General features: G+C 67.7%; 29 protein-coding genes and 1 tRNA gene. 7 read left to right on the top strand and 23 right to left on the bottom strand.

Annotation, left to right across the window (positions count from 1 at the left end; translation table 11 throughout):
• Positions 1-165: 165 nt before the first annotated feature.
• Both grpE and dnaK read right to left on the bottom strand, forming a co-directional pair.
• Positions 166-816, bottom strand: a complete 651-nt coding sequence (gene grpE, locus ACIRD8_RS36430) for a nucleotide exchange factor GrpE (RefSeq protein WP_404001647.1) — start codon at positions 814-816, stop codon at positions 166-168.
• Positions 813-2,669: a molecular chaperone DnaK gene (dnaK, locus tag ACIRD8_RS36425; protein ID WP_404001644.1), complete on the bottom strand. Its 1,857-nt coding sequence runs from the start codon at positions 2,667-2,669 to the stop codon at positions 813-815. Before dnaK ends, grpE begins: the two co-directional genes overlap by 4 nt.
• 294 nt (positions 2,670-2,963) lie before the next feature.
• Here dnaK and ACIRD8_RS36420 point away from each other — a divergent pair, with 294 nt between their 5' ends.
• From ACIRD8_RS36420 to ACIRD8_RS36410, 3 genes are all read left to right on the top strand, one after another.
• The gene (locus tag ACIRD8_RS36420; RefSeq protein ID WP_404001642.1) at positions 2,964-3,677 is read left to right on the top strand and encodes a sugar transferase; all 714 of its coding nucleotides are present in this window, start codon (positions 2,964-2,966) and stop codon (positions 3,675-3,677) included.
• Positions 3,678-3,769: 92 nt separating this feature from the next.
• Entirely contained in the window at positions 3,770-6,037 is a 2,268-nt protein-coding gene (locus ACIRD8_RS36415) for a (Fe-S)-binding protein (RefSeq protein WP_404001639.1), read from the top strand.
• A gap of 201 nt (positions 6,038-6,238) precedes the next feature.
• On the top strand, positions 6,239-7,165 hold the full coding sequence (locus tag ACIRD8_RS36410) for a Yip1 family protein (protein ID WP_404001636.1): 927 nt from the start codon (positions 6,239-6,241) through the stop codon (positions 7,163-7,165).
• A gap of 233 nt (positions 7,166-7,398) precedes the next feature.
• Here ACIRD8_RS36410 and ACIRD8_RS36405 read toward each other — a convergent pair whose 3' ends face one another.
• Together ACIRD8_RS36405 and dcd are read right to left on the bottom strand one after the other, a co-directional pair.
• Complete coding sequence (locus ACIRD8_RS36405) at positions 7,399-7,899, bottom strand: phosphoribosyltransferase (RefSeq protein WP_404001633.1); 501 nt, start codon at positions 7,897-7,899, stop codon at positions 7,399-7,401.
• 6 nt (positions 7,900-7,905) lie between these two features.
• The gene (gene dcd / locus ACIRD8_RS36400; protein ID WP_103515797.1) at positions 7,906-8,481 is read right to left on the bottom strand and encodes a dCTP deaminase; all 576 of its coding nucleotides are present in this window, start codon (positions 8,479-8,481) and stop codon (positions 7,906-7,908) included.
• A gap of 464 nt (positions 8,482-8,945) precedes the next feature.
• On the opposite strand from dcd, the gene ACIRD8_RS36395 reads away from it, so the two are divergent.
• Positions 8,946-9,019 (top strand) — tRNA-Gly (locus ACIRD8_RS36395).
• 51 nt (positions 9,020-9,070) lie between these two features.
• Here the strand turns inward: ACIRD8_RS36395 and ACIRD8_RS36390 are convergent.
• The 13 genes from ACIRD8_RS36390 to ACIRD8_RS36330 all read right to left on the bottom strand — a co-directional run bounded on the left by ACIRD8_RS36390 (position 9,071) and on the right by ACIRD8_RS36330 (position 17,065).
• Positions 9,071-10,231 (bottom strand): tyrosine-type recombinase/integrase, encoded by a 1,161-nt coding sequence (locus ACIRD8_RS36390; RefSeq protein WP_404001630.1) that lies wholly within the window; start codon positions 10,229-10,231, stop codon positions 9,071-9,073.
• Complete coding sequence (locus ACIRD8_RS36385; protein ID WP_147982330.1) at positions 10,231-10,443, bottom strand: helix-turn-helix domain-containing protein; 213 nt, start codon at positions 10,441-10,443, stop codon at positions 10,231-10,233. Before ACIRD8_RS36385 ends, ACIRD8_RS36390 begins: the two co-directional genes overlap by 1 nt.
• A complete protein-coding gene (gene repSA / locus ACIRD8_RS36380; protein WP_404001627.1) occupies positions 10,440-11,822 on the bottom strand; it encodes a replication initiator protein RepSA in 1,383 nt (460 codons plus the stop codon). Before repSA ends, ACIRD8_RS36385 begins: the two co-directional genes overlap by 4 nt.
• Positions 11,819-12,013: a hypothetical protein gene (locus ACIRD8_RS36375; RefSeq protein WP_404001623.1), complete on the bottom strand. Its 195-nt coding sequence runs from the start codon at positions 12,011-12,013 to the stop codon at positions 11,819-11,821. Before ACIRD8_RS36375 ends, repSA begins: the two co-directional genes overlap by 4 nt.
• 100 nt (positions 12,014-12,113) lie before the next feature.
• On the bottom strand, positions 12,114-12,665 hold the full coding sequence (locus ACIRD8_RS36370) for a GGDEF domain-containing protein (RefSeq protein ID WP_404001620.1): 552 nt from the start codon (positions 12,663-12,665) through the stop codon (positions 12,114-12,116).
• A gap of 91 nt (positions 12,666-12,756) precedes the next feature.
• Positions 12,757-13,077 (bottom strand): SpdD-like protein, encoded by a 321-nt coding sequence (locus ACIRD8_RS36365; RefSeq protein ID WP_404001618.1) that lies wholly within the window; start codon positions 13,075-13,077, stop codon positions 12,757-12,759.
• 23 nt (positions 13,078-13,100) lie between these two features.
• Positions 13,101-13,256, bottom strand: coding sequence for a hypothetical protein (locus ACIRD8_RS36360; RefSeq protein ID WP_404001615.1), 156 nt, complete (start codon positions 13,254-13,256; stop codon positions 13,101-13,103).
• Between the two features lie 12 nt (positions 13,257-13,268).
• Positions 13,269-13,460 carry a mobile element transfer protein gene (locus ACIRD8_RS36355; protein ID WP_030876212.1) on the bottom strand — a complete coding sequence of 64 codons (192 nt, stop codon included), beginning with the start codon at positions 13,458-13,460 and terminating at the stop codon, positions 13,269-13,271.
• 21 nt (positions 13,461-13,481) lie between these two features.
• Entirely contained in the window at positions 13,482-14,165 is a 684-nt protein-coding gene (locus tag ACIRD8_RS36350; RefSeq protein ID WP_404001612.1) for a DUF2637 domain-containing protein, read from the bottom strand.
• Positions 14,165-14,350 carry a hypothetical protein gene (locus ACIRD8_RS36345; RefSeq protein WP_404001609.1) on the bottom strand — a complete coding sequence of 62 codons (186 nt, stop codon included), beginning with the start codon at positions 14,348-14,350 and terminating at the stop codon, positions 14,165-14,167. Before ACIRD8_RS36345 ends, ACIRD8_RS36350 begins: the two co-directional genes overlap by 1 nt.
• Before the next feature lie 84 nt (positions 14,351-14,434).
• Positions 14,435-15,790, bottom strand: coding sequence for an FtsK/SpoIIIE domain-containing protein (locus tag ACIRD8_RS36340; protein ID WP_404001607.1), 1,356 nt, complete (start codon positions 15,788-15,790; stop codon positions 14,435-14,437).
• 2 nt (positions 15,791-15,792) lie between these two features.
• Positions 15,793-16,146: a hypothetical protein gene (locus ACIRD8_RS36335; protein ID WP_176396066.1), complete on the bottom strand. Its 354-nt coding sequence runs from the start codon at positions 16,144-16,146 to the stop codon at positions 15,793-15,795.
• A 139-nt stretch (positions 16,147-16,285) separates the two neighbouring features.
• On the bottom strand, positions 16,286-17,065 hold the full coding sequence (locus tag ACIRD8_RS36330) for a GntR family transcriptional regulator (RefSeq protein ID WP_404001605.1): 780 nt from the start codon (positions 17,063-17,065) through the stop codon (positions 16,286-16,288).
• 18 nt (positions 17,066-17,083) lie between these two features.
• Between ACIRD8_RS36330 and ACIRD8_RS36325 the strand changes: the two genes are divergently transcribed.
• Both ACIRD8_RS36325 and ACIRD8_RS36320 read left to right on the top strand, forming a co-directional pair.
• Positions 17,084-17,554 carry an NUDIX hydrolase gene (locus ACIRD8_RS36325; RefSeq protein WP_404001602.1) on the top strand — a complete coding sequence of 157 codons (471 nt, stop codon included), beginning with the start codon at positions 17,084-17,086 and terminating at the stop codon, positions 17,552-17,554.
• Positions 17,555-17,586: 32 nt separating this feature from the next.
• Positions 17,587-17,934 (top strand): hypothetical protein, encoded by a 348-nt coding sequence (locus tag ACIRD8_RS36320; RefSeq protein ID WP_404001600.1) that lies wholly within the window; start codon positions 17,587-17,589, stop codon positions 17,932-17,934.
• Positions 17,935-18,317: 383 nt separating this feature from the next.
• On the opposite strand, the gene ACIRD8_RS36315 is transcribed toward ACIRD8_RS36320, so the two are convergent.
• From ACIRD8_RS36315 to ACIRD8_RS36290, 6 genes are all read right to left on the bottom strand, one after another.
• A complete protein-coding gene (locus ACIRD8_RS36315) occupies positions 18,318-18,896 on the bottom strand; it encodes a hypothetical protein (RefSeq protein ID WP_404001597.1) in 579 nt (192 codons plus the stop codon).
• A 1,417-nt stretch (positions 18,897-20,313) separates the two neighbouring features.
• Positions 20,314-21,471: a helix-turn-helix domain-containing protein gene (locus tag ACIRD8_RS36310; protein WP_404001594.1), complete on the bottom strand. Its 1,158-nt coding sequence runs from the start codon at positions 21,469-21,471 to the stop codon at positions 20,314-20,316.
• A gap of 30 nt (positions 21,472-21,501) precedes the next feature.
• The gene (locus tag ACIRD8_RS36305; RefSeq protein ID WP_404001591.1) at positions 21,502-22,140 is read right to left on the bottom strand and encodes a hypothetical protein; all 639 of its coding nucleotides are present in this window, start codon (positions 22,138-22,140) and stop codon (positions 21,502-21,504) included.
• Between the two features lie 162 nt (positions 22,141-22,302).
• Complete coding sequence (locus ACIRD8_RS36300) at positions 22,303-23,442, bottom strand: tyrosine-type recombinase/integrase (RefSeq protein ID WP_404001588.1); 1,140 nt, start codon at positions 23,440-23,442, stop codon at positions 22,303-22,305.
• Positions 23,442-23,660 carry a helix-turn-helix domain-containing protein gene (locus tag ACIRD8_RS36295; RefSeq protein WP_404001585.1) on the bottom strand — a complete coding sequence of 73 codons (219 nt, stop codon included), beginning with the start codon at positions 23,658-23,660 and terminating at the stop codon, positions 23,442-23,444. Before ACIRD8_RS36295 ends, ACIRD8_RS36300 begins: the two co-directional genes overlap by 1 nt.
• Positions 23,661-23,848: 188 nt before the next feature.
• Positions 23,849-24,334 carry a helix-turn-helix transcriptional regulator gene (locus ACIRD8_RS36290; protein ID WP_329869484.1) on the bottom strand — a complete coding sequence of 162 codons (486 nt, stop codon included), beginning with the start codon at positions 24,332-24,334 and terminating at the stop codon, positions 23,849-23,851.
• A gap of 307 nt (positions 24,335-24,641) precedes the next feature.
• Here ACIRD8_RS36290 and ACIRD8_RS36285 point away from each other — a divergent pair, with 307 nt between their 5' ends.
• Positions 24,642-25,868, top strand: coding sequence for a DUF3631 domain-containing protein (locus ACIRD8_RS36285; protein WP_404001653.1), 1,227 nt, complete (start codon positions 24,642-24,644; stop codon positions 25,866-25,868).
• The last annotated feature ends 53 nt before the right edge of the window (positions 25,869-25,921 follow it).

The following is a 25,921-nucleotide window of genomic DNA, read 5'->3' as shown; positions in this document are numbered from 1 at the left end:
TCTCCCCCGTCCAAACCCCCCCCACCCCCCCCCCCGCCCCCCCCCCGGGCGGGGGGGGGGGGGCCCCCCCCCCCCCCCCCCCCCGCCCGGCCCCGGCGCCCGCCCCCCCCCCCCCCCCCCCCCCCCACGCCCCGTCGGTGTTCACCGTTGTGGTCGGACGGAATGTCAGACCTCTTCGGTGCCACCGCTCTCCTCGTCGTCTGCCTTCTCTTCCTTCGCTGCCGCGGGCGTGGCGCCCGGCTGCGGTTCGGCCACGGCCACCCGCGCGGGGCGGATGGTGCGCTCCCCGATGCGGTACCCAGGCTGCAGGATCGCCACGCAGGTCGTCTCGGTGACGTCCGGCGCGTACGAGTGCATCAGGGCCTCGTGGATCGTCGGGTCGAAGGGCTCGCCCTCCTTGCCGAACTGCTGGAGGCCGATCTTCGCGACGACCGTCTCCACCGATTCGGCCACCGCCTTGAAGCCGCCGACGAGCTCTCCGTGCTCCCGCGCCCGGCCGATGTCGTCGAGCACGGGCAGGAGCTCGGACAGGAGACCCGCGGCAGCGACCTCCTTGACCGTGACCCGGTCGCGCTCGACGCGGCGACGGTAGTTCTGGTACTCGGCCTGGAGCCGCTGGAGGTCACCGGTGCGCTCGTTGAGCGCGGTGCGGACCTGGTCCAGCTGGGCCGTCAGAGCCGCTGTCTGCTGTACGTCCCCGGCCGGGGCCGCCGCCTCCTCCTCGGAGGGGGTGGCTGCCTTCGGCTCGGCGTCGTCGGAGTTGGCGCCGGAGGGGACGTCAGGCTTCTCGTCGAAGCCCGGGGTCTCCTCGGTCACGCCGCACCGCCCTTCGTGTCCTTCTCGTCGTCCACGATCTCGGCGTCGACGACGTCGTCATCGGACTTGGCCTGACCGTCGCCCGGCGCACCTTCGGCACCCGGCGCCGCACCCTCGGCCTGGGTGTTGGCGTACATCGCCTGGCCCAGCTTCTGGGAGACGGCCGCGACCTTCTCGGTGGCCGTACGGATCTCGGCGGTGTCCTCGCCCTTGAGCTTCTCCTTCAGCTCGGTGAGCGCGGTCTCCACCTCCGTCTTCACGTCGCCGGGGACCTTGTCCTCGTTGTCCTTGAGGAACTTCTCCGTCTGGTAGACGAGCTGCTCGCCCTGGTTGCGCGACTCGGCGGCCTCGCGACGGCGGTGGTCCTCGTCGGCGTACTGCTCGGCCTCTTCGCGCATCCGGTTGACCTCGTCCTTCGGCAGCGAGGAGCCACCGGTGACGGTCATCTTCTGCTCCTTGCCGGTGCCGAGGTCCTTGGCAGCGACGTGCATGATGCCGTTGGCGTCGATGTCGAAGGCGACCTCGATCTGCGGCACGCCACGCGGGGCCGGCGGCAGACCGGTGAGCTCGAACATCCCGAGCTTCTTGTTGTACGCCGCGATCTCGCGCTCGCCCTGGTAGACCTGGATCTGCACGGACGGCTGGTTGTCCTCGGCCGTCGTGAAGATCTCGGAACGCTTGGTCGGGATCGTGGTGTTGCGCTCGATGAGCTTCGTCATGATCCCTCCCTTGGTCTCGATGCCCAGGGACAGCGGGGTCACGTCGAGGAGCAGGACGTCCTTGACCTCGCCCTTGAGGACACCGGCCTGGAGCGAGGCGCCGATGGCGACGACCTCGTCCGGGTTCACACCCTTGTTGGCGTCCTGGCCGCCCGTGAGCTCCTTGACGAGCTCGGCGACGGCCGGCATACGGGTCGAGCCACCGACGAGAACGACGTGGTCGATCTCGGAGAGCTGGATGCCCGCGTCCTTGATGACGTTGTGGAACGGGTTCTTGCAGCGGTCCAGGAGGTCCGCGGTCAGCTGCTGGAACTGCGAGCGCGTGAGCTTCTCGTCCAGGTGCAGCGGGCCCTCGGCGGACGCCGTGATGTAGGGCAGGTTGATCGTGGTCTCGGTCGAGGACGAGAGCTCGATCTTCGCCTTCTCCGCGGCCTCGCGGAGACGCTGGAGAGCCATCTTGTCCTTGGACAGGTCCACGCCGTGCCCGTTGGCGAACTGCTTCACCAGGTAGTCGACGACACGCTGGTCCCAGTCGTCACCACCGAGGTGGTTGTCACCGTTGGTGGCCTTCACCTCGACGACGCCGTCGCCGATCTCCAGGAGGGACACGTCGAAGGTGCCGCCACCGAGGTCGAAGACGAGGATCGTCTGGTCGTCCTTGTCGAGGCCGTACGCCAGGGCGGCGGCGGTCGGCTCGTTGACGATGCGCAGGACGTTGAGGCCCGCGATCTCGCCGGCCTCCTTGGTCGCCTGGCGCTCCGAGTCGTTGAAGTACGCCGGGACGGTGATCACCGCGTCGGTGACCTTCTCGCCCAGGTAGGACTCGGCGTCGCGCTTCAGCTTCTGCAGGATGAAGGCGCTCATCTGCTGCGGGTTGAAGTTCTTGCCGTCGAGCTCGATCTTCCAGTCAGTGCCCATGTGGCGCTTGACCGAACGGATCGTCCTGTCGACGTTGGTGACCGCCTGGCGCTTCGCGACCTCGCCGACGAGCACCTCGCCGTTCTTGGCGAAGGCGACGACGGACGGCGTGGTCCTGGCGCCTTCGGCGTTGGTGATGACGGTGGGCTCGCCGCCTTCGAGAACGCTGACGACGGAGTTAGTCGTGCCCAGGTCGATGCCGACCGCACGTGCCATTTCAATTCCTCCAACTGACTACTTGAGTGGATCTGACTCAAGGATGCATGACACCCACCCCGGAGTCAAAGGACCTGAGCCACTTACGCTCAACTTATGTGCTCGCAACTGCGCTGAGCTGGCATTTTCCGCATTCGGGTGGCGAAAGAACCCCACCGGGGCCACCTCGATCCGCGACACCGCGATGCGCGGCACGTCACACTCACCCCACCCACCATCGCACCGTGGGATCGTTCTGTCACAAAATGCATCGAGACGGTCAAACCGTCACGTCACCGACTCCGGGCAGGTGCAATGCGGAACGCGAAGCAGACTGCGGCACGAAGGACACGGCGCCCCGCGGCGCGGCCCGGCGCCCGCACTCCCCGGTCCACCCTGTACGCCGAGCGCGTCACCGGGGCCCTGGCAGCCGCGACCGCCGCACGGATCACCGGCCCCCTGAGGGCCATGACGGCCAAACGGGCCCTGGACCTGGCGCTCGGCTCGGCCCTCCTACTCCTGGCGGCCCCCGCACTCGCCGTCGCCGCACTGGCTCTCGCCCTCCGGCCGGCCGGCGTCCAGGGAGGCGTGCTGGAGCGCGAGATCAGGGTCGGCCTCGACGGCCACCCCTTCGAGCTGCGCTCGCTGCGCACCCGGCGGCTCCGGCTCGACCTGCTGTCCCGGCTGCCCCATGTCGTACGGGGGAAACTCTCGCTGGTCGGCCCGGCGCCGCTCACCCCGGACGAGGCGGCCCTGCTCGGACCCGCCGCCGGGCACTGGCGCCAGAGCGTCCGGCCCGGCCTGACCGGCCTGGCCCAGGTCCGCGCCCGCTCGGGGATGCCCTGGGACGAACCCGCCCTCCTCGACGCGCACTACGCAGAGCATCATGGGACAGGGCTCGACCTGGCGATCCTGGCGCAATCCGTACGCATCCCCCTACGTGCGGCCGTACGCCGACCACGGCGCCGGAGGAAGGCTCACCTGAGCGACACAGATCACCGCCTGCCCGGCTACAGCGTGGCGGAATAAGTGGATAGTGTCAGCACAGACTGATTAAGTTACTGCTTAGTAATCGCTTGTACGCGCTGGATCCCACCCTCGCAGGCCCGAGGAGCCCCCAAATGCAACTCGCCGCGATCATCGTGTCGCTGGTTCTGATCGTGGTCGGCGTGGCACTTTTCGCCCGCGCCCTCCTGCAGATCTACACCTTCATGCGGCTCGGCCAGAACGTGCCCGCAGGCACCCGTACCGATGAGCCCGTACAGCGCACCGTCACCGTGGCCAAGGAGTTCCTCGGCCACACCCGGATGAACCGCTGGGGCATCGTCGGTGTCGCGCACTGGTTCGTGGCGGTGGGCTTCTTCTCGCTGCTGCTGACGATCGTCAACGCCATCGGCCAGCTGTTCCAGGCCGACTGGCTGCTGCCGATCGTCGGCGAGTGGGCGCCGTACAACGTCTTCGTCGAGTTCATCGGCACGATGACGGTGCTCGGCATCGCGGTCCTGATCGTGATCCGCCAGCTCAGCAGGCCGGACAAGCCGGGCCGCAAGTCCCGCTTCGCGGGCTCCAACTTCGGCCAGGCGTACTTCGTCGAGGCCGTCATCCTCATCGTCGGCGTCTGCATCTTCATGCTCCACGCCCTCGAAGGCGCCCAGCACCACGTGGACAGCTACGAGGCGTCGTTCTTCATCTCGTACCCGGTGGTCTCCTGGCTCGAGGGCCTGGACGTCTCCACGCTCCAGAACCTCACCTACTTCTTCGCCAGCCTGAAGATCGCGACCTCCTTCATCTGGATGATCACGGTCGCCCTGAAGACCGACATGGGTGTCGCCTGGCACCGCTTCCTCGCCTTCCCGAACATCTGGTTCAAGCGGAACGCCGACGGTGCGGTCTCGCTGGGCGCACTGCTGCCGATGACCTCGGGCGGCAAGGAGATCGACTGGGAGGACCCGGGCGAGGACGACACCTTCGGCGTCTCCCAGGTCGAGCAGTTCTCCTGGAAGGGCATCCTCGACTTCTCCACGTGCACCGAGTGCGGACGCTGCCAGTCGCAGTGCCCCGCCTGGAACACGGGCAAGCCGCTCTCCCCGAAGCTCCTGATCATGTCCCTGCGCGACCACGCGCACGCCAAGGCCCCGTATCTGCTGGCCGGCGGCGGCAAGGACATGGAGGGCAACGAGAAGGCCTCCGAGGAGCAGCTCAAGGACGTTCCCGCGGCCGCCCTCGCGGAGGCCGAGCGCCCGCTGATCGGCACGCTCGAGGAGAACGGCGTCATCGACCCGGACGTCCTCTGGTCCTGCACCACCTGCGGTGCGTGCGTGGAGCAGTGCCCGGTCGACATCGAGCACATCGACCACATCGTCGACATGCGCCGCTACCAGGTGATGATCGAGTCCGCGTTCCCGTCCGAGGCGGGCACGATGCTCAAGAACCTGGAGAAGAAGGGCAACCCCTGGGGGCTGGCCAAGAAGCAGCGCGTCGAGTGGACCAAGGAGGTCGACTTCGAGGTCCCGATCGTCGGCAAGGACGTCGAGGACCTCAGCGAGATCGACTACCTGTACTGGGTCGGCTGCGCGGGCGCCCTGGAGGACCGGGCCAAGAAGACGACGAAGGCCTTCGCGGAGCTCCTCCACATCGCGGGCGTCAAGTTCGCGATCATGGGTGGCGACGAGAAGTGCACCGGTGACTCCGCCCGCCGCCTCGGCAACGAGCCGCTGTTCCAGCAGCTCGGCCAGGAGAACGTCGCGATGCTGAACATGGCGTTCGGCGAGGACGACGAGGACGACTCCACCAAGAAGGCGAAGGCGACGAAGAAGATCGTCGCGACCTGCCCGCACTGCTTCAACACGATCGCCAACGAGTACCCGCAGCTCGGCGGCGAGTACGAGGTCATCCACCACACGCAGCTGCTGCAGCACCTGGTGGACGAGGGCAAGCTCGTGCCGGTGACCCCGGTCGAGGGCCTGATCACGTACCACGACCCCTGCTACCTGGGCCGTCACAACAAGATCTACACGCCTCCGCGCGAGATCATCGCCAAGGTCCCGGGTCTGCGGAACGAGGAGATGCACCGCCACAAGGAGCGCGGCTTCTGCTGCGGCGCCGGTGGTGCCCGGATGTGGATGGAGGAACGGATCGGCAAGCGCATCAACAACGAGCGTGTCGACGAGGCCCTCTCCCTCAACCCGGACATCGTCTCCACGGCCTGCCCGTTCTGCCTCGTCATGCTGACCGACTCGGTCAACGGCAAGAAGAACGACGGCCAGGCGAAGGAGTCGGTGCAGGTCGTCGACGTGTCCCAGCTGCTCCTCGAGTCGGTGAAGACACCCGCCGACCCGTCGGGCGACGCGGAGACGGCCGACCAGCCGGAACCGGCACCCGTCCAGTAGCCGTCTCCCCGCACGGAAGCGGCCGGACCTGCCTCGGGGGCAGGACCGGCCGCTCCGTCATGTCAAGGGTGCGGGCAGGGCTCCCCGGGCTCCGGCAGACCCCCCAGGGTCCCCCTAGGGGATGTCACAGCTAGGCCGCAATGGGCCCCGTGTTCCCCCGGCCCTCACACCGCACCCACACGGACCAGGTACGTTCGATGTGTGGCTGGATTCAGGATCGGACGCGGCCGGGACAACCGCACACCGCAGCAACACCCGCAGCAGCAACAGCCGTACGGCGCGCAGGCATCACCGCCGCCGTACGGCGGGCAGTCGTGGCCCCCGGCAGGAGGCAACGGCGCACCGTACGGAGGCCCCCAGGGCGCCCCGTACAGCGGCGGGCAACGCGGCAACGGACACGGGGGTGGGAACGGGCACGCAGGCGGGCACGGCGAACCGGAGTACTTCGGCGACCCGTACCACCAGCCGCCGCAACAGGACCCCTATGCCAACGCCCCGGGGCACACCCAGGCGTTCAGCATCGACGAGGACCCGTACGGCGCCGGCAACACCTACCAGGCGGGCCAGGCCCCCGCGCACCCCTCGGGGCCGCGGCTGCACTGGAAGCAGCTGCTGAGCGGCATCGTGATGCGGCCGGGACCGACGTTCTGGCAGATGCGCGACTACCCCGTCTGGGGCACCGCGATCGTCGTCACGTTCGTCTACGGCCTGCTCGCGCTCTTCGGCTTCGACCAGGCGCGCGACGAGGCGATCCACGCGGAGGTCTCCACGGCCGCCCCGTACGTGATCTTCACCGGCATCGGCTTCGTCATCGGCGGACTGGTCCTCGGCGCGGTCACGCACACCCTGGCCCGCCAGCTCGGCGGCACGGGCTCCTGGCAGCCGACCGTGGGCCTGTCGATGCTGATCATGTCCATCACGGACGCCCCCCGCCTGGTCTTCGCCCTGTTCCTCGGCGGCGAAAACTCCCTGGTCCAGATCCTCGGCTGGATCACCTGGCTGGCGGCCGGAGCGCTGTTCACATCGATGGTGAGCAAGTCCCACGACCTCCCGTGGCCGAAGGCCCTGGGCGCCTCCGCGATCCAGCTGATCGCGCTGCTCTCGATCATCAAGCTCGGCACGATCTGATCCGACATGCGTGAGGGGCCCCGGTGCACTGACTGCACCGGGGCCCCTCCTGTGTCTCCTGTGCGCGTCCTAAGGGCTGTCCCGTATTCCCTGGTGGATCAGCGCACGGCGTCAGATGCGGTGCATCGCAAGGCGGAGGGACGTCCGCATACTGGATGTATTCGGGCGTTCCGACAACGCGGCGAGGTGCCGTAGCTGTCGTCGTGCGCCCGCCAGGGATTACGGGACAGCCCTTAGGAGTCGAGAACCTGACCCTCACGGCGCACGACGGGCTTGTCCACGCTCCACGGGAAGTTGATCCACTGATCGGTCTTCTTCCACACGTACTCGCATTTCACGAGCGAATGCGGCTTCTCGTAGATGACCGCGCTGCGCACCTCGGCCACGTGATCGATGCAGAAGTCACGGACCAGCTTCAGCGTCTTTCCGGTATCCGCGACGTCGTCCGCGATGAGCACCTTCTTCCGCGTGAAGTCGATGGCATTGGGAACGGGCGCCAGCATCACGGGCATGTCCAGGGTGGTGCCGACCCCGGTGTAGAACTCCACGTTCACCAGGTGGATGTTCTTGCAGTCCAGGGCGTACGCCAGACCGCCCGCGACGAAGACCCCGCCCCGCGCGATGCTCAGCACGACATCCGGCTCGTAGCCGTCGTCGGCCACCGCCTGCGCCAGCTCCCGCACGGCCGACCCGAAGGCCTCGTACGTCAGATTCTCCCGCACTTCACCAGCCATGCCGTATCACACCTGTGTCCGATGGAAATTCATGTAAGAACGCGAGGCGGTCGGCCCTCGCTGGCCCTGATAACGCGATCCGTAGCGCTCGGATCCGTACGGGAATTCGGAGGAAGACGTCAGCCGGAACATGCACAGCTGCCCGATCTTCATTCCCGGCCAGAGCTTGATCGGCAACGTCGCCAGATTGGACAGCTCAAGGGTCACATGGCCCGAGAAGCCCGGGTCGATGAACCCGGCCGTGGAATGCGTCACCAGCCCGAGCCGGCCCAGCGAACTCTTCCCCTCCAGCCGCGACGCCAGGTCGTCGGGGAGCGAGATCACCTCGTACGTCGACGCCAGGACGAACTCCCCGGGGTGCAGGATGAACGCCTCGTCGCCCTCCGGCTCGACCTGACGGGTCAGGTCCACCTGCTCGACGGCGGGATCGATATGCGGATAGCGGTGGTTCTCGAACACCCGGAAGTAGCGGTCGAGCCGCACATCGATGCTCGAGGGCTGCACCATCGAAGCGTCGAACGGGTCAATGCGAACCCGCCCGGCGTCGATCTCGGCCCGGAGGTCCTTATCTGAGAGAAGCACGCACCGAGGATACGCAGAACGCGCAGGCCGGCCCCAACCGGACCGCCCCACGCGTCTGCCTCACACCTCTAGCGCTCCTCGAACGCCACAGGAACGGCCTGCCTCAGCCGCGCACAACGCGGACAGCGGATGAGCCGCCCGGGGCCGATCCGCTCGGACCCGAGCTGCTGCATCGGGAACGACGAGGCGGCAAAAACGTGCCCTTCGGCACAGCGGACGACGGTGCGCTCCATCGACTCCATCAAGTCCCTTCCCCAACCAGCCTTGGACGAGACCGCCACATTAGGGGATGAACGGGACGCCACTCCAGGCGGCACTCCGCTACCCACGCTACGCCCTCAACTCCCCGCGACCGCACCCGCATCCACCCCCTGGAACAGCACGCAGACCCCACGGCGAACACGCCGGGGGCCTGCGATGGGGTACAGTGTGGGACGATGCACAGCCGATCATCGGCGCGCTTCGCGGGTGTAGTTTAATGGTAGAACATGAGCTTCCCAAGCTCAGAGCGCGAGTTCGATTCTCGTCACCCGCTCCACGAAAAAGCCCCAGGCCAGCGGCCGGGGGCTTCTTTGTTGTCTGGACCAGTTCAGGGGTCGCGCACCAGATCCGCACCAGAAGGTCCCTGATCAGCCTTCTTACGGGCGGACCGCACGAGGTCGTCCAGCCCGCTCGCCACTTCCTGCTGTCGCTCAAGGTCCGAGTGCTGGTAGATCAACGCGGCCTTCTCCGACGACTGGCCGGCGCGGACCATCGTGTCCTTGAGCGTGGCACCGGACCGGGTCGCCAGGGTGTGACCGGTGTGACGAAGATCGTAGAAGCGAAAGCCGTCCGGCATGCCCAGGAGCCCGCGGGCCCGGCGCCACTTCCGCCCGAAGGTGGAACGTCGGAACGGCTTTCCCTTCTCCCCCACGAACAGCAGTCCGTCCGAGCCCTTCTCGGCGTACCAGTCGAGGTGTCGCCGAAGGTCGGTCCGCAGAAAGGCCGGCAGGACCACGACCCGCTTGCCCGCATCAGACTTGGTGTCGCCAGGAGCGCGGCGACCGGTGGTCAACTCGGGAGCCGCCATGCGGACCCGGATGGTCATCTCGTCCAGGTCGACGTCTTTACGCCGGAGCTCGGCCTGTTCCTCCGGGCGCATCGGACCGTAAGCGCCAAGGTAGACCATCAGCCGCCAGCGGGGCCCGAGAGCATCCGCGAGCGCATCGACCTGGGCGACGGTGGCGATCTGACGTTCGGCGGACGACTCCTTCCCAGCGCCCCGGATGCGGCAGGGGTTGCGGCGGATCAGCTCGTCATCGACCGCGGTTTCCATGATGGCCTTGAGCAGCCGGTAGGCCTTGGCCACGGTCGTGGCTGCTCCGGTGCACGCCAGCCGCTCGGTTCGCCAGGTACGGACACGGGGTGCGGTGATCTCGTCGAGGTCCAGGCCCTCGAAGGTGGGCAGGAGGTGGAGCCGCAGGAGACGCCGGTACAGCTCATCGGTGGTGGCGGAGAGCCCGCGCTCGTCCACCCATTGGAGCGCGTACTCCTTGAAGTTCACCGCCCCGGCGTCCGGATCCTGCCAGCTCCCCCGAGTGAGGTCTGCCTCGACCTGGGAGAGCCAGACCTCCGCATCCTTCTTGGTATCGAACGTCTCGGGTGCTCGGAAGTCCTGTCCATCCGGGCCCAGGTAGCTCGCAGTCCAGCGGCCGGACCTGTACTGACGCACGGCACCGAAGCGCCGGCGGCTTCCCTTGGCGTTCCCCATCAGGCAGCCCTTCCGTAGCGGGAGCGGCGACGGCGAATCGGCTGGACGGTGTTCCCCTCGATGTACGCCTCCAGGACGCTCGCCTTGATGCGCACGTGGCTGCCGACCTTGACGAAGGCGATCCGGCGTTCGGCGATGAGGCGACGCGGGAAGCGTGCGGTGGTGCCGAGACGTTCGGCGGCTTGGTCGACGGTGAGCAGGGGGTCAGTCACGACCGGTCTCCTTCCAGATCGGCGAGGGCATGGCGGGCGGTTTCTCGGTTGCGTTGCAGGTCTCTGGCGATCGAGGCGGCGAGGACGGATTCGCCAGGGCTGTGGCCCTGTCCGGCGTACTGCCAGTCGGTGAGGACGAGGACGGTCGGGTCCTGCTCGGGGTCGGGCAGGCCGAGTTCTTCGCGCTGCTGGGCGGCGCGGTAGTCGGCGCGGACCTGGCGGAGTGCGCCCAGGGTCGTCGAGTAGCGGCGGGACTTGGAGGAGAAGTGGCCGCGAAAGCCGAGCATGTGAGCCCAGGCCCGCAGTCGCCGGTCCGGGTAGAGCGGATCGAGGTCGAAGCAGGCTTCGATGAGTCGGCGCGGGTGGTCGGGTACGTCGAGGAGGACCAGGGCCTCACGGTTGCCGATGCGGCGGTCGACGGTGCCGGTCGTCTCGGCGGCCTTGGTGGCGTACTTGGCTACGTAGGAGGCGACGGCCTGTTCGGTGATGTCGGTCCCGGCGTCGAAGGCGCGGATGGGCCGGATGTCGAGCTGGCCGCCCCAGCGGAGCGGGCGGGCGGGTTGGCCGGCGGCGGCCGGGACGGTGATGGTCGTGTACGCGTGTGCGGCGGCGGCGCGGATCGCGTCGCTGAGCAGCTGCACCGAGGCCCAGGAAGGCGGCGGGCTGTCGGCTCCGTCCGGTCCGTCGAGGCGGACGACGGCATGGAAGTGGACGGCCCCGCGCTTCTGGAACTCGGCGACCTTGCCGTACGAGACCCGTGCTGCTTCTTTGAGTTCGCGTTGGGTGAGGCCGGCGCGGGCGGCGATCTCGCGGCGGAGCCGGTTGGTGAAGCGCTGCCACAGGTTCCCGGCGTGGTTGTTGAAGAGGACCGCGCCCGCGTAGTCGTAGGAGTCGGGGTCGAGCGGGGTGCCGAGGGCGTCGTCGTCGGGTGCGTGCTGGACACCGCAGCGGCAGCGGCCGGTGTCGGGGCGGTTGTGAACCGGGCCGAAGGACGGGGCGGTGAGGGTGGCGAAGACGCGGGGGTGGTCGCGGACGGTGGTGGGGACGTCCTTGTGCTGGTCGCCCGCGAGTCCGGCGCGGATCAGGTGGTAGGTGTCTGCGGAGTACGTCCAGGCGCAGGCCGGGCAGCGGGAGGCGCGGCGGTTGCCGCAGGCGACGCGGAGCCGTCCTCCGGGCTCGGTTTCGGTGGAGTAGCGGTGCAGGGTCTGGCCAGTGGTGCGGTCCTTGGTGAGGGTCCAGCCGGACAAGTGGATGGGGTTGGAGCAGCCACCGGTACGGCGGACCTGGTCCCGCCAGCGGTCGAAGCCGGTGGACCCGGCCACCCGCAGCAGATCGCCGAGGGTGGCCGCGTCCAGACCCGTAAGGATCGTGTCCGTCACGCGTGCTCCCGCTGGACGACCGGAGCCGGAGCCGGGGTGCGGGTGGTGCCGGTGCCGTGGCAGGGGCGGCAGGTGACGGTGAGGGTGTTGCGGGTGCCGTCGTCGAGGAGGGTGCCGGTGTCGATGGCGACGGCGGGGAAGCCGTCACAGTCCGGGCAGATCCGCGTCGGGTCAGGGGCGTGCTGGGCCATGATGGTGGTCCTTTCGATTGCGGTTGGAAGGGGCCGGACCGTCCGGGCGGCGGCGATGCTTGGCGGCTTGTGCGCCGTCCGGAGGCCGGTCAGAGCTGAATCAGCGGTTGAGCGTGCGGGGGCCGCGGCGGCCGGACGATCCCTTGGCCGCGTACATCGCGCTGTCGGCGGTGGCGAGCGCGTCGGAGAGGCTGCGGACCGGCAGGTCTTTCACGTGGCAGGAGCCGACCGATACGGAGACTGGGAGCTGGTGTCCGGCGTAGGCCACGGGCTGATTCAGGGCGGCTTGGAGGCTCTCCAGGTCGGGGGCCGGGCGTGCGATGGCGACGAATTCGTCTCCGCCGAGGCGTCCGGCGATGCCGTGGCGTCCGCACCAGGCGGTGAGACGTTCGGCGGTGACGACCAGGGCGAAGTCCCCGGCGGCGTGGCCGTGGGTGTCGTTGAGGTTCTTGAAGTCGTCGAGGTCGAGCAGAAGGACCACGGCGTCCGCGTGCCGGCGGATGAAACGCTCAGCGAGGGCGGTCCATCCGGCGCGGGTGCGCAGGCCGGTGAGGGGGTCCCGGCGGGCGGTGGCGAGCCGGTGGGTGAGCAGGGCGGTGTGGGAGGCCCAGCCGATGAGCGGTAAGGCGAGGGCGAGCGCTTGGGTGTCCACGGTTCTCCTTCGATCGCGGTTGGAAGGGAAGTGCGTGGGCCGTCCGGGCAGTGGCGATGCTTGGCGGCTTGTGGCACCGCCCGGAGGCCGGTCAGCGGTGTTGGTTGTCCGAGGCGATGAGCGAGCGGATGACCAGGGCGCAGATGGCGACGGATGCGCCAGTGATGGCGACTGCGAGGAGCATGGAGACCAGGACCGCGCCGACGACCAGGACGACGGCCGCCCCACCACCCACGAGGGCGAGAGCGGAGCCGGGCGTGAGCTGGACGGTCGGCCGAGTCGTAGGGGGCTGGGTAGCCAGCGGCGTGGAGCTCTGCGGGGTGCGCTGGACCACGGCGGTCGGCTCGACGGCGGCCGGCGGGGTGATGAGGCCGGTGGGCTGCGGCATGGTGGGGACCTTGGGCTTGAACATGGTGGATCTCCCTTCGCAGGCGGTTACTTGGTGACGCTGTCGATGGCGGGGGCGAGGAAGCTGTCCGCGAGGAGGTAGCCGCCCAGGAGCAGGACGGCGACCAGCCACAGCGGCGGGCGGATGAGCTTGATGCCGAGAGAGCCGACGACGATCAAGGCGAGCCAGAGCGGAACGTCCACGGGACAGGTCTCCTATCGGGCGGTGCAGCGGTGGGTGCGGGCGGCGAGCTGGGCGGCGCTCTGGCTGGAGTAGTCGGCGGACCAGCCGCAGCGGTCGGCGCTGCAGACGGCGGCGTGTTTGGTGTGGCCGTGGCGGTCGCGGTGGGTGCCGATCTGCACGGGGCCGATCCGCATCACGGAGTGGAAGTGGTCACGAGCGGGCATGGCGGTGGTTCTCCCTTCTGGTCAGGCGAGTTGGGCGGCGATGGTCTCGGCGAGCTCCGGTGGGACACCGAGCCGGGCGCGCAGGGTGTCGGTGTCGATGCGAGCCCCGGTGCGGGCGTGGTGGTCGTCGGCGAGCTTGCGGGCGTGGTCGACCAACGCGGCCGGGACCGACGGGCCAGCCGGGGCGACGGGAGCGGAGGCGAGTTCCGGGAGGCCCTCGGCAGCCTCGGCGATGGGCTCGGGCTCCGGTCGCAGAGCGGGGGCGGTCTCTCGCTCGACTTCCGGAGTGGGCTCCGGGGCTGCGGGTGCCGGCGGAACCGGCTCGGGCTCCGGCTCCTCGGTGGTGTGGGAGTGGGCGAGGAGGGTGCCGCCGAGGAAGGCGAGGGCGGGCCATCCCGCGATGCCGAAGCGCAGCCAGGCCGGCGGGTGGGCGAGGTCGAGGAACCCGGCGGTCGCGACGTTGGCACCCAGCGAGGCGAACAGCGCGATGAGGAACCAGCACCAGGCGAGCCGGGACGGGCCCTCACTGCGCAGGCGACGCCAGGCAGCGACCAGGAGCAGGTCCACCGAGATCGGGTAGGCCCAGGCTTTCCATCCGTCCTGGCCAGCGGCGGCGGCGAGGTCGTGGAGGTGGGCAAAGGACAGGGCACCGGCGATGACGGCCTGGACCAGGACGGCATCCACCCGGAAGCGGGGCCGGGCCATCAGACGCCGCCGATGGGGTCGTAGCCGGGCGGGAACATGCCCGGCGGCGGCTCCGGAAGCGATACGGCCAGGGACGGGCCGATGGAGTCGATGAAGTCGTCGTCGGCGCCGGGGATCTCGGCGTACAGGGCCAGGGCGCCGAGCATCAGGACGGTGCGGTGGAAGTCCTCGATGTGCTCACACATGGGAGTCGCTCTCCCTTCCTTGAGGCATGGAGCGGGTAGGGACCTGGCGCGATGCGGTCACGCCGACCGGTGGTGCGGGAGGAGTCAGGCCGTCGCCGGGGCAGCCTTGGTGAGCGGCTCGGAGGCTGGAGCCAGGGAACCGACGACGGGCCGGAAGGCTGCGAGGACGGGCAGGTCCGGGGTGCGGTCGGCATGCCGGTTGCAGATGTTCACGGCCGCTCGGAGCGAGGTGTGCGGGGCGCGGATGCGGGCCCATCCTCCGGAGGAATCACCGGTGACGGCGATGCCGGGAGTCTCGGTGGGGATCTGGATAGCGGCGAGGACGGCGTCTGGGGCGATGTCGCCGAAGGCCATGTTGGCGGAGGACTCGTCGTTGACCCGGTGTGCGGTGCGGCCGGTGAGCTGGGCGCGGAGCATGGTGATGCCCTTGCCGAGTTCGGAGCCGAAGCGCTGCCCGCAGATCTCCAGGTAGATCCCGGCAGCCCGGCCGAGCTGGGCAAGCCGAACCAGAGCGGTGATGATCCGGTCCCGGCGCTTCTCCTCGTCCTTCGTGGCGAAGAGGGCGAGTTCGGCGACCTCGTCCACCAGGACCACGACCGGGACCGGGCGCAGGTGGTCGGGCAGGTCCCAGATGTCGGCGGCGATCTCCGCATCCGGCACGTTCACCGTGATCCGCTGTTCAGCCCGGATCAGTTGGTAGACGTCCTCCATGTGCGAGACGAGAGCTTCGAGGAGGTCCAAGGCGGTGTCGGGGTTGTCGGCGAGCGCGGAGAACCGGCGGGCCAGCGGGAAGAGCTCGACGCCCTGCTTGCAGTCGATCCCGACCAGCGCGACGTCCATCGGTGCGAGGCCGGCCACCAAGTTGCGCTGGTAGACGGACTTCCCCGACTCGGTGGCGCCGAGGGTGAGCCCGTGCGGCACGGCACGGTAGTCGCGGTAGTGGATAGCACCGTCCTCCCGCAGTGCGACCGGGACCCGCATCGGTGCCGAGTCGGTCTTCGCAGGCATTTGCACCCGCTTGAGGACGTCGTAGCCGGTCATCCGCACTTCGACGACGCCGGAGCGCAGTTCGCGGGAGGTCACGCCGCACATGCCGAACGAGTGCCGCAGCCGGTCCGAGGCGGCGGAGACGTCGAAGGCGTCCTGTCCCGGGCGGAGCTTGAGGCGGAGCACCAGGCCGGTGCGGGTGGGGTGGACGCGCAGGATGCGCGGGGCGCGGGACTCCGGCACGGGCCGGTTGGTCATCCGGGCTAACGCCAGGCGCCAGCGGGAAGGCGGGACGGTCAGTCCGCAGGCGTCCATCACGGAGACGTAGCGGACCAGGACCCGCGCAGCGGCGAGGGCCGCGCCGAAGACCAACCAGTACCAGGCGGGGCGCCGCCACCGCAGGATCACTGCGGTAGCGACAACCAGCACCAGGGCGACCGTGAAGCCGGTCATGATCAGGCCGCCTTCGAGGCCGAAGCAGCGTTGGCGAGCGAGGTGACCGCGACCGCGCGGAAGGCGATCCCGTGCCGCTTCTGCCCGTTGAACTCGTTCTCCCACGCCGAGGCGACCAGCCCCGTCAGCGCGACCGGGGTGCCCATGGCCAGATCCTCGGAGACGCCCGGCTGGGGAACGGTGAGCTTGAGGATCTCCACCTCCTCCGGCGTGGAGAACATGACCTCCACCGTCATCAGCGTCACGCCGTCCTTGTCAAGCGCGATCTCACCGGTACGGCGGTCCTTGACCTTCGGCTGCGGGGCCTTGGCGACCATCACGGTCGCGTTCGTGGTGTCGACGGGAATCTGACGCACAGCAGATCACTCCTCTGTAGGTGCCGAACTCCGTCACTCATGTATATGAGTGACATGAAGAAGAGTGCATCACTCCTATACATGAGTCAACCCGCCACGAAGAAGAAATCGCAGCGGGCTGAGGTGAGTTGAGTGCGCGTCAGTCTGTAGCGGGGATCCGGTAGCTGAAGACGAACTGGTCAGCGGCCATGAGGGTGTCGCAGACCTCGACCACGCGACCCTCGTCGGTCACGGCATCTCGGATGAGGTGAACCACCGGGGAGCCGGGGCTCAAAGCAAGTTCGGAGGACTCCGCCTTCGAGGCCGGCCGCGCCTGGAGAGTCTCGACGAACTCTGCGAAGACATGGCCGTCATCTTCGAGCCGGGCGTAGATCCCACCAGGACCGGGATTCTCGGAGAACAGCTCTGGGATGTCCTTCACGACGTCCCACGGCAGGTAGGACGTGGCAGTCTCGACCGGGGTGCCGTTGCGGAAGTAGAGGCGGCGGCGGGCCAGCACCTTGGCTCTGGGGTCCACTCCGAGGCGTTCCGCGATGTCATCGGGTGCGTCGGCCGGGCCGATGAACAGGACACTGACCTTGGCGGTCGCTCCGGCTTGCTCCGACTCCGCGAGGTACGCGGCCTTGCCGCCCTTGCGATGCGAGCGCCGGAACCGGTCCGAAGACCGATGCCGTACCGGTGGCCGAGCCTTCACCAAGGAGCCCTTGCCGTGCCGAGTCTCCACCAGGCCGCTCGCACGGACCTCCACCATGGCCTTGCGGATCGTCCCGCCGGAGACCCCGTAGCGGTCGACCAGCTCGGACTCACTCGGCACCATCTCACCAGGCTTGAGGGCGCCGGCGCGGATCTGCTGCACGATCTCATCGGCGATCTGAACGTACCGAGGTACGGCCCTGCCACCTCCTACTGCTGTTCCCATCGTCCTACTCACTCTCCTATGCTCCTGTACATGAGTAACAGCGCCCAAGAAGCCCCGTCAACGCCGAAGCACAGTGTCTCCGTGGCAGGGGCAGTCGTGCGCGAGGACGGCCGACTCCTGGCGATCCGCCGTGCGGACAACGGGACATGGGAGCTGCCAGGCGGAGTGCTGGAGCTGGAGGAGTCCCCGGAGCAGGGAGTCAGCCGCGAGGTCTGGGAAGAGACCGGCATTCACGTCGAGGTCGACGAGCTCACGGGCGTCTACAAGAACACCACCAGGGGCGTGGTCGCCATGGTCTTCCGATGCAAGCCTTCCGGTGGCACCGAGCGCACGTCATCCGAGTCCACCGCGGTTGACTGGCTCACGCCGGAGCAGATCACCGAGCGCATGTCCGAGGTCTACGCGATCCGCCTACTCGATGCCCTGGACGGGGCTGGCCCCCACGTTCGGAGCCACGACGGCCAACGATTTCTGGAGACATCAGCATGACGGGCAGTGCCAGATCACCCAAGCCAAGACCCTTGGGCGAGTTGAAGGACGTGCACGACTACCTTGACGACGTGCGTCTACGGCCAGGCATCTACGTGCGCGGCGGCTCCATCTTTCACCTCGATTCGATCCTGTACGGCTACCGCCTCGCATGCGAGATCCACGGACTTCCGTCGACGACAGACTTCGAACCCGGCGGGCCGTTCAACGAATGGCTCTGGCCGCGACTAAGTCTCGGCTACGAAAGCTCCCTGGGCTGGGCAACCGAGATCGAACGGTCAGCCGAAGCAGCGGGCATTGCGCCCCTGGACATGTTCTTCAGCCTCTTGGACGAGTTCCGCGCCGAACGCGACGATGCGCCCCAGGACGCTGCGCGGTAAGACTTTCTCTACTTCATCAAGGCGGCTCGCTCCGCTCGCCGCGCGCTCCCCGGCTCACCGCCGGGGCTCGACGCTCCTGCCTTCGGCCCGCTCTGGCCCCGGCTACGCCGGTCGCGCGGCTGGAGCGAGCACCATGGTGGGGAAGAAACCCGCTGTGGCTGGGGCGGTCGGCTCCACGGCTTTAGCCACCTCCCCGGTTCGGGGCCCGCGTCGAGCAAGACCAGGGGGCCACTCGTTCAAATTCCGGGCAGGATCACAGCCTGCCCGAGTTGCCGGCCAGCGTACGGCCCCCTGATCATGCTCGACCCCAAACCGGGCAGGACACCGGCCAAACCCGCTCCGCCGACCTCTGAGCGCGAACGCTCGCCGCAGCGCAGAAGATATTAGTCAACATCGTCCGCCTCAATGATCGTGAACCAATTCCTCAATTGACCGTCACTGGGAAGATCGTCAATCAGTTCAAATTGATTCCTGGCGACAAACCGCTCACTGGGCTTGTTTCGGCTATCAATCCGACCAATGACGAGAATCGGTTGGCCCTCTTCCTCAGCCAGCATGTCCGCAAAAATGTCATCCAGCGCTTGATCCGCGACCTGCCCGCCTGCTCCGCGGTAGGAACATGCCACACCCACGGCCTTCAGTACTCTGATGGGCCCATCGAAACCCAGTTGACAGCGGAGCGGAGTTTCGACGCCAGGATTTCTTAGCCGGGCGTGGGAAACACACACCGCAAGGTCGCCTGCTGCGAACCCGAGCAGAAGGCGACCACCATATGCGGCATCATCGTTGGCGTCAGCAAGCGCATCTCCGGAGCGGAACCAAGTCTGAACCTCCTGCTCCCACCTGCGGTGATGCGGAGCTACACGCCCACTAGGAAGCTTTCGCGCCGGCTCCACGCAGGTGAAACGTTGGAGTAGAAGCCTGTCCGCTTTCGTAGCCACTCGCCACGAAAGTTCGATCAAGCCCGCTTACGCACCTTACGACGAGGTACGTCCCCGGCCCGCAGGCGGTCGCGGAGCGCGAGAACCGTGGCTCGACCCAAGGGCGCGTTCACCGCATCCTTGTAGCTCCGCGCCGACGCGCCACTGCTCGTCACCCACGGGAACACTTCTGCACTCGTTTGCGAGGTCGCAGTGATCACCATCACTTGCGACGCTTGGCCCTGGTAGCTACCTAGTTGCACCTGCATCTGGCTCGCCCCCTGTCGCCTGATCGTAAGTGTCCGCAGCATTTTGCAGAAGTCGGATCAACTCATCAAGTCTACTACGAGTAAAGACGTAGCGACCCAGAACGTCAACCGTTACGGCACCAAGTTCGGCCACCTGACCCGCTACGTCTTCGGGCGGCCCAACCACGAACGGCGGGTCCACATGACCGATCATGAGGTATACGGCGTCGGGGCCGTCACCTGTCGGCACCCCTAGGGAAATAGCGAACTGATTAGCCACCTGTGGTTTTGGCTGCTCAGGGGGCCATCGCACACTGAGCGTGTACACTCTCGCGTCCGGGTTCTCTGACATGCTCACCAATCCAGTGTGTCACGATGGCCCTCAGGGCAAACACGCCAGGTCGAGCGGCTGCAGCGCCCCCTGCGTCAGCTTTTACCGCCCCGAAGGTCCGGTGACACTGCGTTAGGGCTTACGGTCCACCCCGCAGGGGCCGAGTACGCTCCGTCGCCATGCTGATCTTCGATCACGGAGCGTACTCGGCCCCTGCGGGGTGGATGTGCACTTTACTGAATCTTTACTCAAGCCGATTTATGCGAGCTCCAACAACTGCGGCCCTCAGTGTCCTGCACCCAAGTCCACGCCGCCACATAGATCGGCATCCGAGCCGAAATGAAGCTCCCCTGCAGGACTGTGAACCGCTGGGTCAGTGACTGCACCGGAAGAGAACCAGACGTTTCAGACGGCCACGGCCAACAACAGGCCGGCACGTTCAACCGCGCTACCCCGGGCCCCTCGAGGACGGACCGTAGCGCACCAGATCGGCACCAGAACGGCCGGTCAACAGCGGTCACCACAAGCCACTCGGACACTACTCAGCTGGCTCTAGATCGAGCCTTTTCCCAGGTCAGCACCTCTATCGCGCTCAAGCGATCCGTGATTCCCAAGCTCAGAGCGCGAGTTCGATTCTCGTCACCCGCTCTTGCATGAAGGCCCTGGTCAGAGACCAGGGCCTTCATCGTTGTCTGAACCTGTCGGGGGCTGCCGTGCCCTCCGCGTGCCCCAACTCCGCCATACGTCATACCCGCAGCGCTGCCGCCGCACCATTTGGGTAGTGCGGCGACCGCGCCATCTCAATATGCCAGCACAGCGCCCTGTGATCCGCACCACTCAAGCTCGACGGAAGCTTCCTCCGCAGGCGCGGATGCGAGTGTCAACGCACGACAGAGAGTTGCGGCCTACGGGAGGAGGCTGCATTGCGGGCATCACCGTGCCCGCCCTCTTGGGCCAAGATCACCAGGCCGAAGATCAAGTCACTGAGATCCGCGGCTCGCAGGTCGAGATCACGGGCGACTTCCGCCAGTGGGGTGCCTTCCACTCGAAGGGCGGCGAAGACCTTGCCCAACACCTGCGAGGTCTCCCGTGTGAGTGTGCTCTGGGGTTCCGACTTCCGGTAGCCCATGCGACTGAGCTCGACGCAGTGCGTGCGGTACTGCCATTCGGTGGTGAGGTTCAGTTCGTGCAGCCGGTGGGCGAGTGCCATGGCAGCGACCTTCCAGCGTCGCTTCGCCTGCAGGATCCAGGTGGTGCCCGGGTTGCGAGGGGCGTGCGCCAAGACGTCTGCGGCGGGCATAAGCAAAGCGGCCGCGAAGCGGTGCGCTTCCCCTTCGGCCTGGGGCCCATGGGGGACCTGCTCCTCACCATGCAGAACCAGATGCCCCAGCTCATGTGCAGCATCGAAGCGCCCGCGCTCGGCGGTCTTCCCGGTGTTCAACAACACGAACGGGATGCCGCGGTCCCAGAAGGAGAAGGCGTCCACTTCCGGGCAGTCCCGGGACAGCGAGAACACGCGCACACCGTGCGCTTCGAGCAGGTGAACCATGTTAGGGATCGGGGCGACCCCCAACCCCCATCGAGTGCGGACCAGTTCGGCTGCGCGCTCGGCGGGGCAGTTCTCGGCACCAGCCTCGCCTGGAAACACTGGTTCGTTGTCGCTGCCAAGACGGCTGAACGAGGTCAAGCTCGGGAGGTCTGGTGCCGGCAGCTTGAAGCGAGCCCGGATCCAGTCCTGCAAGATCCGGGCGAGGCGACCACTGCTCAGGGCGATATCCCGTTGTGAGGCCGTCATCTTGCTCAGCGCCCTGAAGCTGACCGACTCGACGGGCAGGTCGGCAACCTCTTCGGCGACGAAGAAAGACTCCGGGAACTCCAGAGCCTCAGCAAGGCTGGTCAGGGAAGCCGGGGGAGGGTAGGCCCGGCCGTTCTCGTAGTCGGACAGCCGGCGGGCGGTAAGTCCGACCATCTGGGCGAGACGGGTGACGGTGAGCCCGCGGCGCTTGCGCGCCAGGACGAGCCGGGATGCGGTGGTCATGAGAGTGCCAATGGGTTGTGGGGTAGACGATCAGCCCAGACGCTCGATCGGGATGTCGATGCCGCCTTCGCCGTCGTCGTCGTTCGGGAAGGGGTTGAAGCCCTCGAAGTCGATGTAGGGGAAAATGATCCGATCGTGCCAGCTGTCGATCTTGCCACGGCTTCCCGGGTTGGTCGGCAGCGACAACTCGTAGTAGAGCCGCGTGCCCGTCAGAGTGTTCACGTGCTGGTACAGGAGGAACCAAGTCGGGATCCCCTCTCCGACTCCCTGAGGCTCGGGTTCAGCCTCGTAGCCAGGGAACACCAGCTGCCGATTGGTCTCAACCCGGCGGATGACCGCCGTGCCCTTCGAGTAGCGGGTGGCGGGGGTGAGCGCGGCGTAGCCGGTGGCTTTGTTGCCGCTGGAGGCAGTGATGGCGAAGTCCTCCTCCGGCGACAGTAGGAGCGGGACATTGTGAGGGCTCACGCTGCGCCACCCGTCAGCCTTATACGCCTCGCGCAGGAAGCGAATAGTCCTGCCCCAGAAGATGTTGCCCGGGAGCGAGACCGGGTCGAGGGGCGTGCAAAAGTTGCGTTCTGCCTCGGCGCGCCGCAGCGCGTTCTCGATGGTTTCGGCCGAGAGCCCCAGGTCTGCGAGACGACTTTGACCGCGCGGGTCCTCAACGTGCATGACTGCCATACTCAGCCCCTGACCACGGAGTGCGATTTCCGGAAATCCTCCCTCATTTGAGGAGGGAAATCAAGAAGCGCTCCTGGTCAGCCGACTGACAGAGGTCAAGCATCCCCGGTCAGAGTCGGTCGTGAACCCGTCTGACCGGGGACGTAATGGATTTCAGCCGGACTCGGCGCCAGTCGCACGTCCGCGCAGCCGACGGACCTTGGCATCGATTCCTCCGGCGACCTCCTGCTGGCGCACGTCATCGGAGTGCTGGTAGATCAGCGCCGCCTTCTCCGAGGACTGGCCGGCGCGGACCATCGTGTCCTTGAGCGTGGCGCCCGACTGGGTGGACAGCGTGTGGCCGGTATGCCGGAGGTCGTAGAAGCGGAAGCCCTCCGGCAGGCCGACCTTGGTCCGAGCCCTGCGCCACTTGCGGCCGAAGGTGGACCGGCGGAAGGGGGCGCCCCTCTCCCCGACGAACAGGAGCCCGTCGGGTTCCTTATCGGCGTACCAGTCGAGGTGACGCTTCACCTCGATGTACAGGAAGGCGGGCAGGAAGACGGTTCGCCTTCCCGCGGCCGACTTGGTGTCGCCTTCGACGCGGCGGCCGGTGGTCAGTTCGGGTGCAGCATCCCGGATCTTGACCGCGAGCGGTTCGAGCGTGACGTCGGGCCGCCGAAGGGCGGCCTGCTCCTCCGGGCGCATGGGCCCGTAGGCGCCGAGATAGACCATCAGCCGCCACCTCAGCCCCATGGCGTCGGCAAGCGCGTCGACCTGCTCGACGGTGGCCGTCGGGCGCTCCTTGGCCTTCTCGCTGCCCGCGCCCCTGATCCGGCAGGGGTTGCGGCGGATCAGCTCGTCGTCGGCCGCCGTCTCCATGATGGCCTTGAGTAGGCGGTAGGACTTGGCGACGGTCGTCGCACCGGTAGTCCCTAGCCGCTCGACCCGCCAGGTGCGCACGCCCGGCGGCGTGATGTCATCCAGGTTCACCGAGGCGAATGCGGGCAGCAGGTGCAGGCGCAGGAGCCTTCGGTACAGCTCCTCCGTGGTGGCGGAGAGCCCGCGCTCCTCAATCCATTTCATGGCGTACGCCTCGAAGTTGATCGAGCCCGCGTCGGGATCGACCCAGTGCTTGCGTTCGATGTCGGCCTGGGTGAGCGTGAGCCAGGTCTGGGCCTCGGTGCGTGTCTCGAAGGTCTCTGGGGCGGTGCGACGGCTGCCGTCCGGAGCCCAGTAGCGCGTCTGCCACCGCCCTGACGGGAGCTGACGAACGGTGCCGAATTCACGCCGCCGCTGCGGCTTGCGGGCGGCCATCAGGCGGCCTTCCCAAAGCGGGAACGGGTGTCGCCGAGAGTCGGAACGGTGCGCTCCTCGATGTACGCGGCGATGGCGCTCTCAGGGATCCGTACGGGCTTGCCGAGCTTGACGTAGCGGATGCGGCGCTCCTGGATGAGTCGCCGGATGAAGCGCACGCCAGTGCCGAGGCGCTCGGCGGCCTGCTCCACGGTAAGGAGGGTGTCAGTTGTGGTCACCTCCCCCTGCGGTCGCGGGTACTGAGCGGCGGCGTGCGGTATCGCCGAAGGGCGCAAGTGAGTGCTCCGGTTCCGGCCGGCGGATGGGGCGGCAACCCCGCGCCTGGCCTCGTGTCGTTCAGGGATGGGATGGGCTGGACGGTCACAGCAGGGGTTTGCGTTCCCACTGCGCCTGGTGGAGTGGGCCGCTATGCGTCGGAGGCAGGCCCGTACTCTTCGTTGCTCTTCATCAGCTCGGTGGCGATGGCGTTGGAGACCATCACGTCAGCCTCCTGACGGATGTCCGGGTGGTCGGCAAGGTAGGCGTCGAGCTGGTCGCGAGCCTTCCGCGCCTCGTGGTTGGCACGGTTGGAGGCTCTGTAGGCGGCGACGACGTTGTCGATCAGCTCCATGGCACGGCCCATGGTCGCCAGGCTGGGCGGCCCGACGAAGTTGCTGAGCGGGATGCCGAAGATCTCGGCGAAGCCGATGGCCTCATCGAGGTTGATCCGGCGCTTGCGGTTCTCGATGCGCCAGACTGCAGACGGGTTCATGTCGAAGCCGACGTCGTTCATGCGGTCGGACAGCGTGGTGGTGCTCCAGCCGCGTTTATCGCGCTCCAGTTTGACCCGCACAGCAGCGTTCTCCTCGCCGCTGAGGAGCACGCCCTCAGGGCTTTCCTCGTCATCCGGCATCGCTCCCTCCTCCCGTTCGCTGCGTGTACCGCCGGTTGTGCGGCATGGAACAAGATTAACATCTGTTCTGCGGATCGCATAGTGCTATGCGATACGCATAGTCCGTGGTACCGTAAAGCACCCCAGCAGACCGCACCGATCCGCTGAGGCATGCCTTCAACCAGCCCCGACATACAAAAAGCCCCCCGGTGACCCAACACCGAGGGGCTCAGAGCGCAAACCTCACGCCGCCCATCCCTGAACGACTGACTGCGAGGCCGGGATTGCCGTCCCAATGACCCGCAAGCAGAGGAGCTACATGTCCAGTATGGACGATCCCGCCCAGAGCACGCCATCCCTTCCGAACACCGCCGCCCTATGGCCGTCGGTGGCCATACCCGGCCGCCCCGCCGAGCCCGTACCGCCGCCGGCAGAGGAGCCCGAACCTGCTCCGCTGTCCGAAGGCGAGGCGGTGCTCGCGGAGCTGCGGGAGCAGATTCGCCGCTACGTCGTACTGCCGAGCGGGGAGGCTTTCACAGCCGTGACCCTGTGGGTTGCGGCTACGCACTTGCAGACGGCGTGGCAGCACGCTCCGCGACTGGCCGTCGTGGGGCCCGCGAAGCGGTGCGGCAAGTCTCGGCTGCTGGACGTGATCACCGAGAGCGTCCACGATCCGCTGATCACGGTCAACGCGTCGGCCGCCGCGGTGTTCCGGTCGATCACCGCCACGCCGCCCACCCTGCTGGTCGACGAGGCCGACACGCTCTTCGGCTCCGCGAAGGTCGCGGAGAAGAACGAGGAAATGCGTGGCCTGCTCAACGCGGGGCACCAGCGCAACCGCCCCACCCTGCGGGTCTCCGGACCCAACCACGAGGTATCGAAGTTCCCCACCTTCGCCATGGCGGCCCTCGCCGGCATCGGCGACCTGCCGGACACGATCATGGACCGGTCGATCGTCATCCGGATGCGGCGCCGCAGGCCGGGCGAGAAGGTGGCGGAGTTCCGCACCTTCCGTGACACCCCGCCCCTCCACGCGCTACGTGACCGGCTCGTCGCCTGGCTGACTCCCCTGCACGCCGAGGCGATGGAGCTGACACCGGCCATGCCGGTCGAAGACCGGGCGGCCGACACTTGGCAGCCGCTGGTGAGCGTCGCCGATCTCGCCGGCGGAGCATGGCCGGACCTCGCCCGCACCGCCTGCCGGATCATGGCCAAGCACGAAGCCGAGCACGACCAGGACCGCAGCAGCCTGGGCATCCGCCTCCTGGCCGACATCCGCCGCGCCTTCACCACCGAAGGCAACCCGCCGGCACTTCGCACCAGCCGACTCCTCGACATCCTCAACCAGGACGACGAGATGCCCTGGGCGGAGTACACCACCCACGGACTGACCCCTCGGGGCCTGCAACTCCTGCTCAAGGAGTACGACATCAGCTCGGTCACCCGCCGCTTCCACGGCAACGTCCAGGCCCGTGGCTTCACCCGCCTGCAGTTCGCCGACTCCTGGGCCCGCTACTGCCCCGAGCACACCCCCGAAACGGCGACCGGGGCCTGACCCGGCACGACCCGTCACGACCCGTCCCCGCGCAGGTCAGCGCGGTGACGAGT

The organism is Streptomyces sp. NPDC102451, from assembly GCF_044765485.1.
Classification (GTDB): domain Bacteria; phylum Actinomycetota; class Actinomycetes; order Streptomycetales; family Streptomycetaceae; genus Streptomyces.
Note: the sequence above shows the minus strand (reverse complement) of the source record. Positions and strands in the feature narration are given on the sequence as shown.